At 37.9% G+C, this 18,752-nt stretch carries 12 protein-coding genes and 1 riboswitch; all 12 genes read right to left on the bottom strand.

Annotated features, from left to right (window positions below):
• Positions 1-6 precede the first annotated feature (6 nt).
• The 12 genes from OZP07_RS02605 to OZP07_RS02550 all read right to left on the bottom strand — a co-directional run bounded on the left by OZP07_RS02605 (position 7) and on the right by OZP07_RS02550 (position 18,705).
• Positions 7-1,422, bottom strand: coding sequence for a pyridoxal phosphate-dependent decarboxylase family protein (locus tag OZP07_RS02605; protein WP_281637178.1), 1,416 nt, complete (start codon positions 1,420-1,422; stop codon positions 7-9).
• Positions 1,423-1,486: 64 nt separating this feature from the next.
• Complete coding sequence (locus OZP07_RS02600; RefSeq protein WP_281637177.1) at positions 1,487-4,549, bottom strand: T9SS type B sorting domain-containing protein; 3,063 nt, start codon at positions 4,547-4,549, stop codon at positions 1,487-1,489.
• Between the two features lie 326 nt (positions 4,550-4,875).
• Complete coding sequence (locus OZP07_RS02595; RefSeq protein WP_281637176.1) at positions 4,876-5,526, bottom strand: hypothetical protein; 651 nt, start codon at positions 5,524-5,526, stop codon at positions 4,876-4,878.
• Between the two features lie 193 nt (positions 5,527-5,719).
• Positions 5,720-6,577, bottom strand: a complete 858-nt coding sequence (locus tag OZP07_RS02590) for an alpha/beta hydrolase (RefSeq protein ID WP_281637175.1) — start codon at positions 6,575-6,577, stop codon at positions 5,720-5,722.
• 581 nt (positions 6,578-7,158) lie between these two features.
• A complete protein-coding gene (metF, locus tag OZP07_RS02585) occupies positions 7,159-8,115 on the bottom strand; it encodes a methylenetetrahydrofolate reductase [NAD(P)H] (RefSeq protein WP_194641149.1) in 957 nt (318 codons plus the stop codon).
• 156 nt (positions 8,116-8,271) lie between these two features.
• Positions 8,272-10,947, bottom strand: a complete 2,676-nt coding sequence (metH, locus tag OZP07_RS02580) for a methionine synthase (protein WP_281637174.1) — start codon at positions 10,945-10,947, stop codon at positions 8,272-8,274.
• Between the two features lie 208 nt (positions 10,948-11,155).
• Complete coding sequence (locus OZP07_RS02575; protein ID WP_281637173.1) at positions 11,156-12,157, bottom strand: PDDEXK nuclease domain-containing protein; 1,002 nt, start codon at positions 12,155-12,157, stop codon at positions 11,156-11,158.
• A 221-nt stretch (positions 12,158-12,378) separates the two neighbouring features.
• The gene (locus tag OZP07_RS02570; protein WP_281637172.1) at positions 12,379-13,380 is read right to left on the bottom strand and encodes a homocysteine S-methyltransferase family protein; all 1,002 of its coding nucleotides are present in this window, start codon (positions 13,378-13,380) and stop codon (positions 12,379-12,381) included.
• Between the two features lie 354 nt (positions 13,381-13,734).
• Positions 13,735-13,842, bottom strand: a riboswitch (SAM riboswitch).
• A gap of 201 nt (positions 13,843-14,043) precedes the next feature.
• A complete protein-coding gene (locus tag OZP07_RS02565; RefSeq protein ID WP_281637171.1) occupies positions 14,044-15,096 on the bottom strand; it encodes an NAD(P)/FAD-dependent oxidoreductase in 1,053 nt (350 codons plus the stop codon).
• Positions 15,097-15,258: 162 nt separating this feature from the next.
• Positions 15,259-15,846: a precorrin-2 dehydrogenase/sirohydrochlorin ferrochelatase family protein gene (locus tag OZP07_RS02560; protein WP_281637170.1), complete on the bottom strand. Its 588-nt coding sequence runs from the start codon at positions 15,844-15,846 to the stop codon at positions 15,259-15,261.
• A complete protein-coding gene (gene cobA, locus OZP07_RS02555) occupies positions 15,846-16,622 on the bottom strand; it encodes a uroporphyrinogen-III C-methyltransferase (RefSeq protein ID WP_281637169.1) in 777 nt (258 codons plus the stop codon). The genes OZP07_RS02560 and cobA overlap by 1 nt, the downstream gene beginning before the upstream one ends.
• Entirely contained in the window at positions 16,615-18,705 is a 2,091-nt protein-coding gene (locus OZP07_RS02550; protein WP_281637168.1) for a HEPN domain-containing protein, read from the bottom strand. The genes cobA and OZP07_RS02550 overlap by 8 nt, the downstream gene beginning before the upstream one ends.
• Between the last annotated feature and the right edge of the window lie 47 nt (positions 18,706-18,752).

Genomic DNA, 18,752 nt, shown 5'->3' with positions numbered 1-18,752 from the left:
TAATTTTTATCTACTGAAATCCATCTCCAAAATTGTTTCTTTTAAAGACTCAATTGCAATCTTCACATCTAACTCTGTCGTTCTCCAATTCACAAACGAAGCGCGGATTCCTTTTCTATTCTGATAAACTGTAGGCGTCATAAATACTTTGCCTTTATCATTAAGATGCGTTAAAAACAAATTTACTTTTTCCTGATTGTGGTCTCCCGCCAAAGAAAAACAAACATTATTCAGACGGGTTGGTGCCAATAATTCGAAATTTTGACTTTGTGATATGAAAGCATCAAACTGTTGTGCCATCTCGATACTGTTTTCTACTATATCCTGAAATCCCTGTTTTCCATACGCTACAAGCGAAAACCAAACCGGCAGCGCTTTTAAACGTCGGGAATTCTCAGGAAGGAAATTCAGGTAATTGAAATTCTCCAAAGGATCACCCAAATAAGGTGCATTTGAGTTTTGAAACGTTTCTACCTGAAGGTTTTTATGCTGCTCTTTTATCAGATAAAAAGCACTTTCGTAAGGAACATTCAGCCATTTATGACAATCGATCGTGATGCTGTCTGCATTTTCCCAGCCGTATACCAAGTGCTGATACTTGGGAGAACAGGCAGCAAAACCGCCAAAAGCAGCATCTATATGCCACCAAAAATTATATTCCTCTTTGAGTTTTGAAATCGCAGTGAAATCATCAAAATCGGCTGTATTTACTGTTGCTGCACTTGATATTAGAATAAAAGGCTGCCCTTTTAAGTTTTTTATATTCTGTTCTAAATCAGAAACATCAATGGCTTCCCGATTGCCTTCAATTGTTTTTATTTTGGTGAAATTCTGGCTTCCGATTCCCAGCATGGCCAAACATTTTATCGAAGAAGAATGCGGTGTAGCGGTAAGAATATTTAGAGGAACTGTAACCCCTTCTTTTGCAAAATCATGCCCTAATTGCTTTCCAAGCCATTGTCGGGCTACCGCCAAAGAAGTGAAATTTGACATTGTAGCGCCAGTTACAAATCCGCCCAAAAATGATTTTGGCAGCCCCAATAACTGCAGCAAAAAATTAATAGTTTCAAATTCTACCAAAGCCGAAACACCTCCCTGAGCTTTTACCGCCTGTGCATTTGGATCGTAAATAGTCGTTAACCAATCACCCGCAATCGAAGCTGGAGTTGCCCCTCCAGTAACAAAACCCCAATACCGAGGTCCTGCCTGCGAAACCATCAAGGGAGCTAAACGCTTTTTGAATACTTCCAGTGCAGCCAATGATCCAATTCCGGAATCATTTAAATTACCAGTCGTATCAATAGTATTTTGGGTGGAAGCTGGAACAGTATCAATAGAATTCAAAAAATCAATTCCATGCTGTTTTACCTGTTCAAGGATATTCTCAATATCTTGTAAATCTTTCTGTAAGGCCGGATTCATTTTAATTTTTAGTTATAAATTCAATCCGCTAATATAACAAAATCACACAACTTAACTTACAGAATTATCTTTTCATGGCAAAATGCCCCTTATATACCTTTCCATTAGCTCTCGTTACAACAAACCAATAATCAGTAGAAGGCAGTTCGTGCCCATTATATGTACCGTCCCAAGCGGAAGCAGCATTTAGTTCTTTAATAAATTTACCATATCTGTCAAATATTTTGACCATGAGTTTGGGCTCAGATGCTGAAAACCGTATTGCCCAGCTGTCATTATATCCATCTCCATTAGGCGTGAAAAATTTTGGATAATTCAAAATATAAACTTCCTGACTGGTTATGCCGCATCCATTTTTGTCTCGGACATAAACCATATAATCTCCGCTTAATAATCCCGAAAAAGTATTACTGTCCTGATACGTAATTCCGTCCAGCGAATATTCGTAGTTCCCTACGCTTGAACTGGAAACATACACAGCAATAACATTTTCGGTATCTGTCCAATCTTGGGTTTCGGTAGTTACTACAGCCACATTAGATAACACTACCATAAAATTCTTAACTGCGGAACAAACTGTATTCCCATGATTCTGAGTTACTGTCACCGAATAAGCTCCCGCATTTGAAATCTTTATAGAAGGAGTAGTTTCCAAAGTTGACCACAAATAACTGTCAAAACCAGTACCTGCATTTATAGTAATATCATAATTTTCGCAGACAGGAATACTGTCGGGTATTGAAATAACTGGCTCATTCACGAGTGTCAGAGTCAGCCTGCCAATTTGATAACATTTATCATTAGAATCAATTCGGACATACACTATTGAAGTCCCAGATGCCAGATTATAATTTGCAGAAGCAGTAATCTGATCGGCTGCAGATTGATTTTCTGCTCCGGACAATGATGTAAAATACGTAAAAGTACAGCTGCTGCAAGAAGCTATTTTTGAATTATAAACCATTAAGTCTACTTGTTCCGAACTGTCGCCTGCGCTATCACAAATAAAATCTGCAGTATCATTTACAGCCAGACTTGGAACAACTATCGATGCCGAAACTGCCAGCCTGCTGATGCTTTCACAGCCGTTAACCGTTTGGCTTGCATAATAGGTTACTCCATTTACTAAATTTGTAGTAACTGGCAGAACTGTTCCGCCTGCTGCCTGATCATACCAGATTATTGATGAGCCCATAACTGCTAAATTAGCAATTGATGGTTTTTGTGTGATACAAAAATTCTGCACTGAATCTCCCGCTGGAACTGGAGTTTTTTGAATGTTCACTACTACAGGAAGACGTAAGCTTTCGCATGTCGTTATTGTCTGAGATGCATAATATGTTTTACTCTGCAGTATTGTTGTACCAGCCAGCAAATTTCCATTGGTAACAGCATCGTACCATTTAACATTTGTTCCGGATATAGCAATGTCGCCAATAGCTGCATTTTGCTGTACACAAAAAGTCTGTGTAGCTGCTGTTGGAAGCGGTTCGGTATTTACAAAAGCTTTGATTTCGACTTCATTTGCCACTAGCGAAATACATCCAATTGTGTTTTTTATCAAAACTGGATAAATATTTGGGACTAAACCCGTTTTACTAGGGCTTGCAGTCCAGTTCTGTCCTCCGTCAAAACTATATGAAGCTGCATTATCTGAAACAATTATAGTTCCTGTTGATGTACTGCAATCTGGCTGTGTAACGCTCACTGTCGGTGTTGGCGGATATCCTGGCGGAACAAGAATCGTGGCGGTGATTGCCGTTTTTTCACATAAACTGCTATTTCGAGTTTTGACCAAATATTCGCCAGGAAGAAATCCTGTCTTTACATTACTGGTCTGCCAAGTTAATCCATCATCAAAACTATACTCAGCATCCAAACTGGTAACTGTGATCGTACCAAAAGGGTTGTTACAAATTACAGGCTGAATAATATCTATCGCAGGGACAGCACTAGAAACAGCTTTCAAATTAATATGAGCCGCAACGGGACTCGAAACACAGCTGGAACTTTTTGCAGTAACCTTATAATCACCGCCAGCCAAACCTGAAAAAGTCATCGATGACTGATAATTTACACCATCCACACTATACAAAAGTCCTGCTGGTGCTGTTACAGTAATCGTTCCCGAAGGCACATCACAATTGGGCTGTATTGTTTCTACAGTGGGCGATATCGGTCCTGATTTTACATTAATCGTTATTTCGTTAGAAAAAACACGGCAGTTAGTCGAGCTGATATTCGAACTGTCTGCAGTTGCCAACCGGTATTTATAAGTACCCACAGCACCTGAGACAAAAGTATAAGCAGCATTATTTGCTCCCGGAATATCAGCCCATGTTATTCCTCCGTCAGTACTGTTCTGCCATTGATAACCAACCGTTGTATAAGCAGAAGATGAGACAGAACCACTAAGTGTTATCGATTTTGATTCACCCTCACATACATCTAAATTAGTTACCGACTGATCAACAATTTCCGAAGTTACAGTAGGCCCGCAGGCTCTGAAAGTAATATCATCCAAAGCAATATCATTCCCCGGAGCAGCACCCGCTTTGTTATTCCGCATTCGGATCACAACAGTATCAACACCCGAAGGAGTCGTAAAAAAAAATCCGTATTGTTTCCATACAGCACTGCTTGACAGCCCAATATTACCTGTATTATATGTACCTAAAATTGTTCCGTCAGCTGATTCAATTGTAAAAGTGATATTAGGCGGACTATTATCCTGGCTTCTCAAAAGATTCATAATCCAGGCGGCAAACTCATAAGTAGTGCCTGCGCACAAACCCGAAACCGTATTTTTATAAAAATAATCAGTAGTCGAAAAACTGGCATTAACCACCATCATGTACCCTCCGCCTGTATGATCTGTGGTTGTCCACCAAGTTCCGGGCGTATTTGTAGTACTTTCGACGGTATAGGAACCATCGCTTGGAAAATTTGCTGTAGTATAAGTATAACTCGTAATCCCTGTCCCTAATGCACTTCCGTGAATCGACGTTCCTGAACCAAAATCTAATTTAACAACAGGGTCACCCAAACTGCCTGTACATAACTGAGCATGCAATTGAGGGAATAAAAAAACGCTAATCAGCAGTGTAATAAGGTATTTGAAATTCAAAACAGAGTAGTTTAATAAAGTAAAACTACCTTATAAGAAATATATTTTCAAAAATCTTATACCAGTCAGTACTATTAATCGATAGAAATTAAATACTTATCTATTAAAAAATAAACTGCGTATGGACTTGATATCAACAGTTTGGTTAGCAGACTTAAAGTTTGTAAGGCTGTTGGGCTTATTTATTTGCCACAAATTGCACAATTAGCAATTTGTGACAGTCTTTTTAAAACCTAAAAAGAAAATACAGTGAAATTACAGGTTCTAGCCTACATTTGAAACCAATAAATCTGCATGACTCTTTTCATTGAAATATTCTCCAAAAACTAACTTTTGGGTAAAGGTGCTCCAACAGCAATATCACAGCGGTGTCCTGGTTTTCCATGTGGTGGATTCATTCCGTCTGCAGTTTCAACATTTGTGGAACTTGTGGATAATAATTCTGGAACTGGAGGCTGAACAGTAATATTTTTACTTACTACACCGGAGGCTGGTGCTGGTGTTACAGCTGTTGATGCCGTTGCAGCAGGTTTTGAGTTTAATGGTGCCCCTACTGGAATATCACAGCGGTGATTTGGCTGTCCGTGAGGCGGATTCATTCCTCTTGGCGTTTTTACGACAGATTGTGTTATAGTCTGAACTTGTGGCTGCATCGGCACCTGATTGGTCTGCGGAGCAGCTGTCCCGTTAACTGGAGAATTCAATGGAGCTCCCACTGGAATATCGCAACGGTGATTTGGCTGTCCGTGTGCCGGATTTACACCTGCTGCGACTGATGGAGTCCCAACAGCGTTATTTTCGTGAAATAAATTATGCTGTTGCGGAGCAGTCTGCTGACTAGTCTGTGCAGTAACAGCTGTTTGCTGCGTAAATGGCGTGATTACTTTTGGAATAGACTTATCCTTTTCTTCATCATTGTTTTTACAAGACGTTATTGTAATTACTGCCGCTAAAAAAGTATAGTAAATAGGTTTCATTGGGGAAAAATCTATGATAATAAAATCAAATATAGTATTTTAATGTGACGCTCCAAAATTAGTCATTTAGCAGTTCTTAAATTATTAATAACAGCTAAAAAACTATTCTCTGCTCCTAGCTGGCCATCAATTGCCTTTGTCTTTTTTAATAAGGAAAGATTTAGGGAAGAGCAGGACTTATATATCCAATTATTTACTGCTTCAAAAAATAATTATTATCCTCAAACCAATCTGTTAATCGCTGCGGCCATGTTTTCAACGCATTGGTTTTCGCTCTTTTGCCCATATTAAAAGCATGTCCGCCTTTGGAATACAAATGCATTTCTACTGAAACATTTGCTTTGCGGTACCCATTCAGCAGTTCTACAATAGGCGAAGAACAGCAGAGATCATCATTTGCTGCACATAAAAATGCAGGAGGAGCATCGGACTTGATTTCTTTAGGAATAAATAATGGACCGGGATATATCAATATTTGAAAATTAGGCTGTGCATCTTGTTTATCGACAGCGTCTGAACCATTTTCTAATGTATTTTTAGAATTATAAGCGACCATGGCTGCTACTTCTCCTCCGGCAGAAAATCCCATTACGCCTATTCTGTTTGGATCAATTTTAAATTCGACCGCTTTGCTTCTTATCAAACGCATCGCTCTTTCTACATCCTGCTTGACATGAATTTCCAATTTATAAGGAGATCCAGCTTCTCTTGCTAAACGGTATTTAAGGACAAAAGCAGTTACGCCAATACTAGTAAAATACGCCGCTGCATCTTTCCCTTCGGAGTTAAAAACCAAATTTTCATGACCTCCACCTGGGCAAATGAGAACAGCCATACCATTTGGTTTTTCTGGAAAATAAGCCGTTATCGATGGATTATGAATGTTTCTTACCCACCAGTCTTTGGCTTGTTCTGGCTCATTTTTACGATTTTCAAAACCCGGAGCACCATTTTCCCATAGAAAAATTTTCAAACCATTTTCCTGAGCAGAACCTTTACAGCAAATAGTTAAAAAAAATAAACAGATATATAGTTTCAGCATTGTTTTCATTCAAGACTTTTTAAAAAATAACAACTCCTAAATATACTACAAAACATTTATAATTTACCGCATCCTAATCACGGCATTCGCTTTTAAAAGTTTCTAACACGAATTACACTAATTTGCACGAATTAAGATCGCTGTTTAATTACACAAAATATTCGAAACTGTAAAAGTTGTAAAATTTGATTTCAATTTTGATAAGAATTAGTGTTAATTGGTGAAATTCGTGTTTATCTTTTTTTAAATGTGAATGCCGTGCATCCTAATTATTTCGATAACTCTCTTAATACCTTTTTAAATTTTAATGGAAGTTGGGTTAACTCGTTGGATAAAATTATTTTTAACCATTTTATGTTTAAAAAAACTTTGATAGACGTTTTACTGTTTCATATATTCAATCTATGTGAAAAATAGAGCTATTTCTATCTATTCTTTGACGAGTGATTAAATCTATGTGTCTATGTGGTTCTTTTTTTATTTCATCGAGCGGTTAGGCTACTAATCTTTTATTTAAGATTAAAAAAATACCCGATCGGTTAATAATAACCAATCGGGTATTCAATTTGAAATTAACAATAATCCTTTATTTAAAAAATCTGGCTCGCTATCTGTCTGATGTTTTCTGATTTCCCCATTGAATAATAATGCAGAACAGGAACTCCCGCCGCTTTCAGTTCGATAGACTGCTGAATAGCCCATTCGATTCCTACTTGACGGATTTCAGCATTGTTTTTACAATTATCAACAGCATTTATCAAATCTTCCGGCAAATCTATTCTGAAAATCTGAGGTAAAATCTGCAGATGTTTTTGTACCGCAATAGGCTTGATTCCTGGAATGATTGGAACTGTAATTCCCATTTCTCTTGCTTTTTTTACAAATTCGAAATATTTAGAATTGTCAAAAAACATTTGTGTCACCACATAATCGGCACCTGCATCTACTTTTTCTTTTAATCTTTTCAAATCAGTCTGCAAAGAAGGGGATTCTAAATGTTTCTCCGGATAGCCTGCCACACCAATGCAAAAATCTGCTTTGTTATCGATATCCATAACATCATGCAGATATTTTCCGCAATTCAGCTGATTGATTTGTGTAACTAAATCCACTGCAAAATTATTTCCTCCCTCTTTTGGCACAAAAGACTGTTCATCTTTCATTGCATCACCGCGAAGCGCCATTACGTTGTTGATCCCCAAGTAATGACAATCCACCAGCATATACTCAGTTTCTTCTTTGGTAAATCCTCCGCAAAGCAAATGTGGCACGGTATCCACTTGGTATTTATGCTTAATAGAAGCGCAAATCCCCAAAGTTCCCGGACGCATTCTGGTCAGTTTTTTGTCCAGCAGACCATTTCCTTTGTCAATGTAAATATATTCCTCACGGGAAGTAGTTACATCAATAAATGGCGGTTTGAACTCCATCAGCGGATCGATATTGTCATACAGTTCCTGAATGCTTTTCCCTTTTTGAGGCGGTATAATTTCGAAAGAAAATAATGTTTCTCCTTTGGCTTTTTCTATATGTTCTGTTACTTTCATTATTAGGTCTTAAAGTTTGAAAGTCGAAAGTCAAAAGTCACTCTCTTTATGCCTTTTACGACTATATTTTTAATCAACGATATTTTTAATCTTAAAGTTTGAATTTCGAAAGCCATATCCTTTGAGACTTTATGACTTTTGACTTTATGACTATTTTTAATCTGCAATATTAGGATTCAGCCATTTCATTGCGTAATCCGTTGGAACGTTTCTTCTTTTGGCGTAATCAATAACTTGATCTTCTTTTATTTTTCCAAGACCAAAATACTTACTGTCAGGATTTCCAAAATAATATCCCGAAACCGATGAAGCCGGCCACATTGCCATACTTTCGGTTAAGGTTACTCCTATTTCTTTTTCTACATTCAAAAGTTTCCAAATGGTTGGTTTTTCCAAGTGATCCGGACAGGCAGGATAACCCGGTGCCGGACGGATTCCTTTATAATCTTCGTCAATAAGTGCTTCTTTGCTCAACACCTCATCCGATGCATAACCCCAGATTTCCTTACGGATTTTTTCGTGCAGATATTCGGCGAATGCTTCTGCGAAACGATCTGCCAAAGCTTTAACCATAATCGAATTGTAATCGTCCAGATCTTTTTCGAATTCGGCCGCCCATTCGTCAACACCAAAACCAGTGGTTACGCAGAACGCTCCCATATAATCCACTTTTCCGCTGTCTTTTGGAGCAATAAAATCGGCCAATGCGATATTTGGAGCTCCTTTTGTTTTTTGTGACTGCTGACGCAAAGTCAAAAATGTCTGTAATGACTTTCCGTTTTCATCTGTCAGCTCAATATCATCATCATTGATTTGATTCGCAGGGAAAATTCCGTAAATACCTTTTGCCTGTAATTTCTTTTCTTTCAAAATTACTTCTAACATTGCCTGCGCATCTTTAAAAACAGAAGTAGCTTGTTCGCCTACAACATCATCAGTCAAAATCGCAGGGTATTTCCCGAACAATTCCCAAGTTCTGAAAAACGGAGTCCAGTCAATATAAGGAACCAGTACATCCAAATCCACTTCGATAATCTGTTCGCCAATCACTTTTGGCTTAACAGGTTCGAAATGTTTCCAATCCAATTGTAATTTGTTTTTACGAGCCTGTTCGATTGTTAGGAAATTCTTGTCGCGCGAACGGTTCAGGAAAGTTTCTCTAAACGCATCGTATTCGGCACGAATATCGCTTGCATATATTTTTCGGTTATGATCCAATAAATTTCCGGCCACGGTAACCGCTCTCGAAGCATCATTTACGTGAATCACAGTCGATTTGTATTGCGGTGCAATTTTCACAGCTGTATGCGCACGCGAAGTCGTTGCTCCCCCAATCATCACTGGAATGGTAATATCTCTTTTATCCAATTCTTTTGCGAGATAGACCATTTCATCCAACGACGGCGTGATCAGTCCGCTCAATCCAATAATATCTACGTTGTGTTCGATAGCAGCTGCAACAATTTTTTCGGGAGGCACCATTACGCCTAAATCTACTATCTCATAATTGTTACAAGCCAATACCACAGAAACAATATTTTTACCAATATCGTGTACGTCGCCTTTTACAGTTGCCATCAGGATTTTTCCGTTACCTTGTTTGTCACCCGCTTGTTTTGAAGCTTCAATAAAAGGCAGTAAATAAGCCACCGCTTTTTTCATAACACGGGCCGATTTTACCACCTGCGGTAAAAACATTTTCCCCGAACCAAACAAATCACCAACAACGTTCATTCCCGTCATCAGGTTGATTTCAATTACTTCGATAGGTTTCGTGGCTGCCAATCTTGCTTCTTCAACATCAACCTCAATAAATTCATCAATCCCTTTTACTAAAGCGTGTGTGATACGTTCCTGAAAAGTTCCTGAACGCCACTCCTGTACCGCTTTTTCATTGGTTTTTCCCTCTCCTTTTACACTGTCGGCAAAATCCAGCAAACGTTCTGTAGCATCATCACGTCTGTCCAAAATTACATCTTCAACATACTCCAGCAAATCTTTTGGAATATCGTCATAAATCGTCAGCATCTCCGGATTTACAATTCCCATCGTCATTCCGTTCTGAATCGCATGATATAGGAAAACCGAGTGCATCGCTTCTCTCACCACATCATTCCCTCGAAACGAAAACGAAACGTTACTCACCCCGCCACTGATGTGCGCGTGAGGCAGATGCTCGCGAACCCATTTGGTTCCTCTAAAGAAATCCAAAGCATTCAAACGGTGTTCTTCCATACCAGTTGCCACTGGAAATATGTTCAGATCGAAGATGATATCCTGCGGAGGAAAACCAACTTTATTTACCAAAATATCATACGAACGCTGGCAGATTTCAACTCTGCGCTCAAAGTTATCAGCTTGTCCTACTTCGTCAAAAGCCATAATAATGGCCGCCGCACCGTAGCGTTTTATTAACTGAGCATGATGGATAAAAGCCTCTTCTCCTTCCTTTAACGAAATCGAGTTAACCACACATTTCCCCTGCACGACTTTCAAACCAGCCTCAATGATTTCCCACTTCGAACTGTCGATCATAAGCGGTACACGCGAAATATCCGGCTCGGCAGCAATCAGATTCAGGAATTTGGTCATCGCATATACACCGTCAAGCATCCCCTCGTCCATATTGATATCGACAATCTGCGCCCCGCCTTCTACCTGCTGTCTCGCAATATCGAGCGCTTCCTCATATTTTTCCTCCTTGATCAATCGAAGGAACTTTCTGGAACCCGTCACATTGGTACGCTCCCCAACATTCACAAATACGCTTTCCGGCGTGATGATTAACGGTTCTAATCCCGACAATACAAGGTTTCTTCTTTTTTCTTTCATTTCTTTTTTGAGTTACTGAGTTTCTAAGATGCTTAGATTCTGAGTTTTTATTCTATGTTTTTTTCAAGGTTTCTAAAGCCTTGAAAGTATTTCTATTTTGGGCGTGACCACAAGGGTCGGGCTATCCGTTTCAAGTCCTCGTCTCGTCAAAAAGGACGAGACTGTGGGCTTTTCACTGCTATCCCTCACGCGGTATTCTCCAATACATTTAATTTTCCAATAATTTATCCAATTGATTTTGAAGTGTTTTTTTGTCAGGCAAATACGATTGATACTTGCTCAACAAGACTTTATTGGTAATACTATCTGTAGCATATTCAACTAAAATATGGTTTTTATGCGCACCCAAAACAATTCCTATTGGCTCATTGTCTCCTTCTGTTGCTTCTTCCTTTTTGAAATAATTCAAATACAGATTCATTTGACCAATATCTTGGTGATCTATTTCTCCTCGCTTCAAATCTACCAAAACAAAACATTTTAGTATTCTATGATAAAAAAGTAAATCCAAATAGAAATGTTTTCCTCCAATACTCATTCGATATTGTCTGCCAATAAAAGCAAATCCCTTACCCATTTCCATAATAAACTGCTGCAGATTGGAAATGATTTTTTCTTCTAGTTCATTTTCTAAATATTGATATTGCTCTGGGATATTCAGAAAATCCAATACAAAAGGATCCTTTATCAGGTCTTCAGGATTTTCTACAATGTGTCCTTCTTTTGCCAATTTCAAAACTCCTTCCTTGTCTTTGCTTAAAGCCAATCTTTCAAACAACGAACTTTTTATTTGGCGTTTTAGTTCCCTCACACTCCATCTTTCATGTTCGCATTGTTTGCTGTAAAAACTAATTTCCAACTCTGAATCGGCTTTCAAAATTTCAAAATAATGACTCCAAGTCAATAAGTGAGACAGTGTCTCACTTATTGGAAAAGACAAGTATAACTTACGCATATACAAAAGGTTTGATCTGCTAAAACCTTTGCCATGTGCAAACGTTAAATCATTCGAAAGGCGTTCAAACAATTGACTGCCATATTCCGCCTTTTGATTTCCGTTTTGTTCAAACTCTACAATATGTTGTCCAATAAACCAATAAGTCTGCACCAAAATAGTATTGACCGATTGCAAAGCCTGTTGTCTTCCTTGCTGTAACAAACCGCCAATTTTACCAATTAATTCACTATATGGTTGCTTTTCTAGGCTCATTGTTTATTTCAATTAATTACAAATTGTAACCTATTATTTTTTTCAAGAAAATCCTCAAACCTTTTGAAGATTTCTTTTTTTCAATTCAATCAAAATTTATTTCTCTTCCTATGAATAATTTATCTCTAGGAAATTTCCAATTCGTCAGTCGGCAACTGACGATAAGCTATCGTTATGAATTACTTCTGTGTTAGACGCAATAAATTGCGTCTCTGCCGGAATTACATCACCGCAGTAGAAACCCTCGGCTTATATTCACTTGCAGCTTCGGCAATTAAACGAATATGATCTGGCGTTGTTCCGCAACAGCCTCCTATGATGTTTACTAAATTATCATCTAAATATTCTTTGATAAAAGCCTGCATCTGCTCTGGCGTTTCGTCGTATTCTCCAAAGGCGTTTGGCAATCCTGCGTTTGGATGTGCTGAAACGTTGAATGAAGTATGCTGCGACAATGTCTGCAGATAGGGTTTTAATAAATCGGCACCAAGGGCGCAATTGAAACCTACGCTCAACAACGGAACATGCGAAACCGAAATCAAGAATGCTTCTACCGTTTGTCCTGAAAGTGTTCTTCCTGATGCATCGGTAATTGTTCCCGAAACCATGATTGGAATATCTAGATTGCGTTCTTCCTTTACTTCTTCGATGGCGAAAAGCGCAGCTTTGGCATTTAATGTATCGAAAATAGTTTCTACCAAAAGTAAATCACTGCCGCCATCCATTAAGGCTTCGACTTGCTGTTTGTAAGCAATACGCAAATCATCAAAAGTTACGGCTCTGTATCCTGGGTCATTTACATCGGGAGACATACTTGCCGTACGGTTTGTTGGTCCTATTGAACCAGCAACAAAACGAGGTTTATCTGGATTTTTGGCGGTGAATTCGTCGGCTACTTCACGGGCCAATCTTGCCGATTCGTAGTTTAACTCATATACCAAATCTTCCAAATGATAATCGGCCATACCTATGGTAGTTCCTGAAAAAGTATTCGTCTCTACAATATCGGCTCCTGCTTCAAAATAAGCAGCGTGAACGGCTTTGATTGCCTGAGGCTGCGTCAGGGATAATAAATCATTGTTCCCTTTCAGCGGATGTGGGAAGTCTTTGAATCGTTCGCCTCGAAAATCTTCTTCGGAGAAATTATATCGTTGCAGCATGGTTCCCATTGCTCCGTCTAGCACGAGAATTCTCTTTTTTATTTCTTCTTGAATTTTTGACATTTTATGTTTTATTTCTCGCAAAGACGCAAAGGCGCAAAGCTTTTTATTATTGTTTTATACTTCTCAATTTGTTTTCCTGCAAGGTTTTTAGAACCTTGTAGGTATATAAATTCTCAGAATACCTACAAGGTTCTAAAAACCTTGCAGGATGACCCAATAAAATTAGGTTCCCAAAAAATCACAATTCTTAGCCTTTTAGCTCCGATGGAAACGGCATCCTTTTATGCTGGGGTTCAGCATAAAAGATATAGTGTACAGCGGGAACTTTGATGGCAAAAATGCAACCATCATTCGCTCTAAAAAATTATCAAAATGTTATCTGGAAAAGGTTTGAAAAATACGGGGATGTATCTTGTGTTATCTATCCGAGCTATGCTTGGTAGAATGTAGCACCTTTCTCGTAAGGACGGGAGGTTGCTAAGGTTTCATTGGGTCTTTTCCCTCCGCCTTTCGTGATAACGTTCAATAAAATTAGGAACGGCGCAAAGTTATGAAATAGCCTTGCGACTTACAAGTTTTTTTTTTAAGTTTCTAAGTTGCTGAGTTCCTAAGATTCTAAGTTAAAAAAAAGTTGCTGAGTTTCTGAATTTCAAAGTCTAAGCTAAAATCTTAGAACCTAAAAAACTCAGTAACTTAGCAACTTAGTAACTCAGTAACTCTTTTTTAAACTATCGCTTTTACAACAGCTTTTGGAGCTTCTTTACGAGTTCCGTCGAATCCATCAACTCCGGAAACGGTGGTGTATTTCATCACATATTTTTTACCTGGATTGATAATTTGGTAAGCAGCTTGGCACATTAAAGTGGCCTCGTGGAATCCACAAAGAATCAATTTTAGTTTTCCTGGGTACGTGTTTACGTCGCCGATGGCGAAAATTCCAGGGATATTTGTTTGATAATCTAAAGCGTTGTTTACTTTGATTGCATTTTTTTCGATTTCCAATCCCCAGTCAGCGATTGGACCTAATTTTGGAGTAAGACCAAAAAGTGGAATGAAATAATCCGTTGGAATGTTCATGTGGGCACCATCGATATCTACATCTACAGATTCTAAATGCTCAGCTCCGTTTAAACCAACTACTTCTCCTGGAGTAATCATTCTGATTTTTCCAGCATTTTTTAATTCCTGAACTTTTTCAACTGAATCTAAAGCACCACGGAATTCGTTTCTTCTGTGAATCAAAGTTACCTCAGAAGCTACATTGGCCAAGAAAATACTCCAGTCCAAAGCTGAATCTCCACCTCCTGAAATCACCACTCTTTTGTCTCTGAATTTTTCTGGATTCTTGATGAAGTATTTAATTCCTTTGTCTTCGTAAAACTCGATATCTTCGATAAGCGGTTTTCTTGGTTCGAAACTTCCTAACCCACCTGCAATGGCAATAACAGGTGCGTGGAATTTCTTTCCTTTATTGGAAGTAACGATAAAACTTCCGTCTTCTTGTTTTTCAATGGTTTCGGCACGTTCACCAAGGGTAAATCCTGGTTCGAACTGCTTAATTTGCTCCATTAAACCATCAACTAAATCTCCAGCCAATACTTCTGGAAACCCAGGAATATCGTAGATAGGTTTCTTTGGATATAATTCTGAAAGCTGTCCGCCTGGTTGTGGCAAAGCGTCAAGAATATGACATTTTAATTTTAATAATCCTGCTTCAAAAACTGCGAATAGACCTGTTGGTCCGGCTCCTATTATAAGTATGTCTGTTTTAACCATTATATTTAAATTTTACCTTTATTATTATTTAATGAACTGCAAATGAACTGATGATTTTAATTTCTGTAGGTGATTTTTATCACCGAATTTCATTTAGTTATTTCTTTGATTCCATGATGGGTTAAAACCTGATGCATGAAAATAAACCTTTCTTATTATTTTTTATCCTTTTTTATTTTTTAACGCTTCGGTAATTTCGTTCATTCTATTCACTTTTTCTTCGAAATTTCCTTTTAGCGTTTTTCTGTATTCGTTTAGGTTCTCGACCATTTTATTAACATCCTCAGGAATTACTTCTTCGAAAAACTCCCGTAGCCTTTTGGCTGTTGTTGGCGATTTTCCATTGGTCGAAATGGCGATTTTTACGTTTCCTTTGGTCACAATTCCGCCTAAATAATAGTCGCATAATGGCGGTGTATCGGCAATATTACAAATCAAATAACGCTTTCGAGACAAATCATAAACTCGCTTGTTTACTTTCAAATCATCGGTACAAGCAATAACCATGTGGCGTTTCTTGAGCATTTTTTTCTTGAACTTCGCTTGAGTCAATTTAACTGAAGGATGTTTTTCTGCTAATGCTTCCAATTCGGGTAAGAACTTTGTCGCTACTACCTCAACATTGGCATTCGGACTTGATTTCAACATAAAAGACAACTTTTCTAACCCAACATTTCCTCCACCAACAATCAACACATTCATGTTGTGTAATTTTAAAAACACTGGATATAATTCATTTCTTTCTTCCATTATAATTTAATTTCAGCGGATACAAATTCTTCGTAAAAACCTTTTATTTTATTGCTTTCTTTCACCACTTCTCCAATAACGATAATCGCTGGTGAACTTAATTTGTTTTGAGCTACTATTTCTTCAATCGTGTTAATTGTTCCAATTCCTATTTTTTCATCTGGAGTAGTTCCGTTTTGAATAATAGCAATCGGAGTTTCTCCTTTGGATTCCTTTTGAAATAATGAAACAATTTGTGATAGTTTACTCATTCCCATCAAAATTACAACAGTCGCTGATGATTTTGAAGCAAGAGCAACATCATCAGACAAACTTCTATCGGAAGTTGTGCCCGTGATTACCCAAAAACTTTCTGAAATACCTCTTTTCGTAATGGAAATTCCCTGACTCGCAGGAACTGCAATTACAGATGAAATTCCGGGTACTACAAATGTAGGAATTCCAAAGCTTTCTACGTATTCTATTTCTTCACTTCCGCGTCCAAAAATAAATGGATCACCACCTTTTAATCTCACCACATGACCATACGTAAGCGCATTATCAACAATCAATTGATTGATTTGGTCTTGCGTATAGGCGTGATTTCCTATTCTTTTTCCAACAAAAATCTTAATCGATTCTTTCGGAGCATACGCTAATATTTCGTCATTTGCCAAAGCATCATACAACACCACATTCGCTTTAGCAAGTGCTTTTACAGCTTTTAGCGTAAGCAAATCTGGGTCACCAGGTCCTGCGCCTACTAAAGTTACTTTGGGTTGAATGGTATTAAGCATCAGCTAAATCTTTGGCTCTATATTTTTCAATTGTATCAAAAAAGGTAATTCCTTCTTGAATGTATTTTTTAGCGAAAGCTTCTGAAGGCTCAACGGCATTGATTTGATACACCAATTCTCTGAAAGAAGTAGCCAATTCAATTTTATTAGTTGCTACAAAAACAGTATCAAATAAATCAACGATTCCTGCGTGGTTATTTGTTTTTTCGTTTTCAGAAAGTAATAATGCTTTTGCACCATTTACAAATCCAGCGTAAGTGTGGTAGATTGCATCTGAATATTTTCCTTCTTCGAAAGATTCTTGTGCAAAAGTCAATTTATCTTTCGCTTCTAATAATAAAGTCGCTACTAAATCAATTACAACACCAGCACATTCTCCAACTCCAACCGCTTTTACGTAGTTATCAGCATTACCCCAATCTACGAAATCAGCTTCGGTAAGATTAGTTACATCTGCAAAAGGTTTTAAAATTTCATAGAAATATTTCTCTCCTTTGGCATCATAATAATCAAGGAATTTTTGCCCGTTTCCGTTTGCATCAAAATCATTCAAAATTGCACGCAAAGCATCTGGGCCTCTACGGCTTGGCACTTTGATTACTTTATCAGCAAAACGTCCTTCTCCGTTCCCTAAACGTCCACCACCTAATAAAACCTGCAACGCTGGCGCTACCAATTTCCCTGAGTTGATTGACATTCCCTGGAAACCAATAGCCGACATATTGTGCTGTCCACAAGCGTTCATACAACCACTGATTTTGATTTCAATTTCGCTGTTGTTGCTGTATTGTGGATATTCGGCTTTGATTACTTTTTCTAATTCTTCTGCAATTCCTGTACTGCTTGCAATTCCTAAGTTACAAGTATCTGTACCTGGACAAGCCGTTATGTCACCAATCGTATTGTAACCTAAAGAAACCATTTCTAATTTGGCTAATTCCTGATAAAAGAAAGGCAAATTCTCTTCTTTTATATTACGAATTACAATGTTTTGTCTTAATGAAAAACGCAATTCATTAGCTCCGTAATTTTTGATTAAATCCGCTAATAATCTTGCTTTATCAATATAAAAATCTCCTAACAAAACTTTTACACCAATAGCGAAATAACCCTCTTGTTTTTGAGCAATTACATTTGATTTTTTCCAAGCTTCATACGCTTGTGTATCTTCAATTGTAACTTGAGGAACTTCTAATAATGGTTCTGGAATAGCACCTTCAAAAGCAGTAGTGTCAATTTCGTATGTTTCAAAAGCGATTGCTTTTTTCTCTTTTGCAACCAAATCAAGGAAAACATCTCTTCCCATTTCTTTGATTAAGAATTTCATACGCGCTTTCATTCTTTTGGCACGTTCACCGTATCTGTCAAAAATACGGATGATTCCCTCTGCTGTTGGAATGATTTGGTTAACCGGAATAAATTCTGAAAGCAATTCGGCATGAGCTGGCTGTGAACCTAAACCTCCACCAAAAACTACTTTAAAACCTTTTTGTCCATCTTTAAGTTTTGGAATAAATCCCAAATCGTGCAGATAGCTCAAAGCCGTATCTTCGTCAGAAGAAGAGAACGAAATTTTGAATTTACGTCCCATTTCCTGACAGATAGGATTTCTCAACAAATATTGAAACATGGCATGTGCATAAGGTGTAACATCAAACGGTTCGTTTACATCTACACCTGCCAATTCACTTGCTGTAATATTACGAACAGTGTTCCCGCAAGCTTCGCGCAAAGTGATATCGTCTTTGGCCAAATCAGCCCAAAGTTCAGGCGTTCTGTCTAAACTTACGTAGTGAATTTGAATATCCTGACGCGTTGTAATGTGCAAACGTCCAGTAGAATATTCCTCAGATACATCGGTAATACGTCTTAATTGTTCGCTGGTCACTTTACCATAAGGCAATTTGATACGAATCATTTGCACGCCTTCCTGACGCTGTCCATAAATTCCACGTGCTAAACGAAGAGAACGAAAACGCTCATCATCAATTTGTCCGCCACGGAATAAATGAATCTTTTTCTCTAAATCGATAATCTCTTTTTGAACTATCGGGTTTTCTATTTCTGTTCTAAAACTTTCCATTTCTTTTAGTTTATGGTTGGTTGTTTTTGGTTTGGTTGTTGGCAGAT

It is taken from the genome of Flavobacterium marginilacus (assembly GCF_026870155.1).
In the GTDB taxonomy this organism is placed as follows: Bacteria; Bacteroidota; Bacteroidia; order Flavobacteriales; family Flavobacteriaceae; genus Flavobacterium; species Flavobacterium marginilacus.
This window is presented reverse-complemented; position numbering and strand designations above follow the sequence as displayed.

What these genes read in the sequence shown, in the direction of transcription:
- cobA (WP_281637169.1), bottom strand. Translation starts at nt 16,622, where the DNA reads ATGCTTAATACCATTCAACCCAAAGTAACTTTAGTAGGCGCAGGACCT.
- OZP07_RS02575 (WP_281637173.1), bottom strand. Translation starts at nt 12,157, where the DNA reads ATGAGCCTAGAAAAGCAACCATATAGTGAATTAATTGGTAAAATTGGC.
- OZP07_RS02550 (WP_281637168.1), bottom strand. Translation starts at nt 18,705, where the DNA reads ATGGAAAGTTTTAGAACAGAAATAGAAAACCCGATAGTTCAAAAAGAG.
- OZP07_RS02590 (WP_281637175.1), bottom strand. Translation starts at nt 6,577, where the DNA reads ATGAAAACAATGCTGAAACTATATATCTGTTTATTTTTTTTAACTATT.
- OZP07_RS02595 (WP_281637176.1), bottom strand. Translation starts at nt 5,526, where the DNA reads ATGAAACCTATTTACTATACTTTTTTAGCGGCAGTAATTACAATAACG.
- metH (WP_281637174.1), bottom strand. Translation starts at nt 10,947, where the DNA reads ATGAAAGAAAAAAGAAGAAACCTTGTATTGTCGGGATTAGAACCGTTA.
- OZP07_RS02570 (WP_281637172.1), bottom strand. Translation starts at nt 13,380, where the DNA reads ATGTCAAAAATTCAAGAAGAAATAAAAAAGAGAATTCTCGTGCTAGAC.
- metF (WP_194641149.1), bottom strand. Translation starts at nt 8,115, where the DNA reads ATGAAAGTAACAGAACATATAGAAAAAGCCAAAGGAGAAACATTATTT.
- OZP07_RS02565 (WP_281637171.1), bottom strand. Translation starts at nt 15,096, where the DNA reads ATGGTTAAAACAGACATACTTATAATAGGAGCCGGACCAACAGGTCTA.
- OZP07_RS02605 (WP_281637178.1), bottom strand. Translation starts at nt 1,422, where the DNA reads ATGAATCCGGCCTTACAGAAAGATTTACAAGATATTGAGAATATCCTT.
- OZP07_RS02560 (WP_281637170.1), bottom strand. Translation starts at nt 15,846, where the DNA reads ATGGAAGAAAGAAATGAATTATATCCAGTGTTTTTAAAATTACACAAC.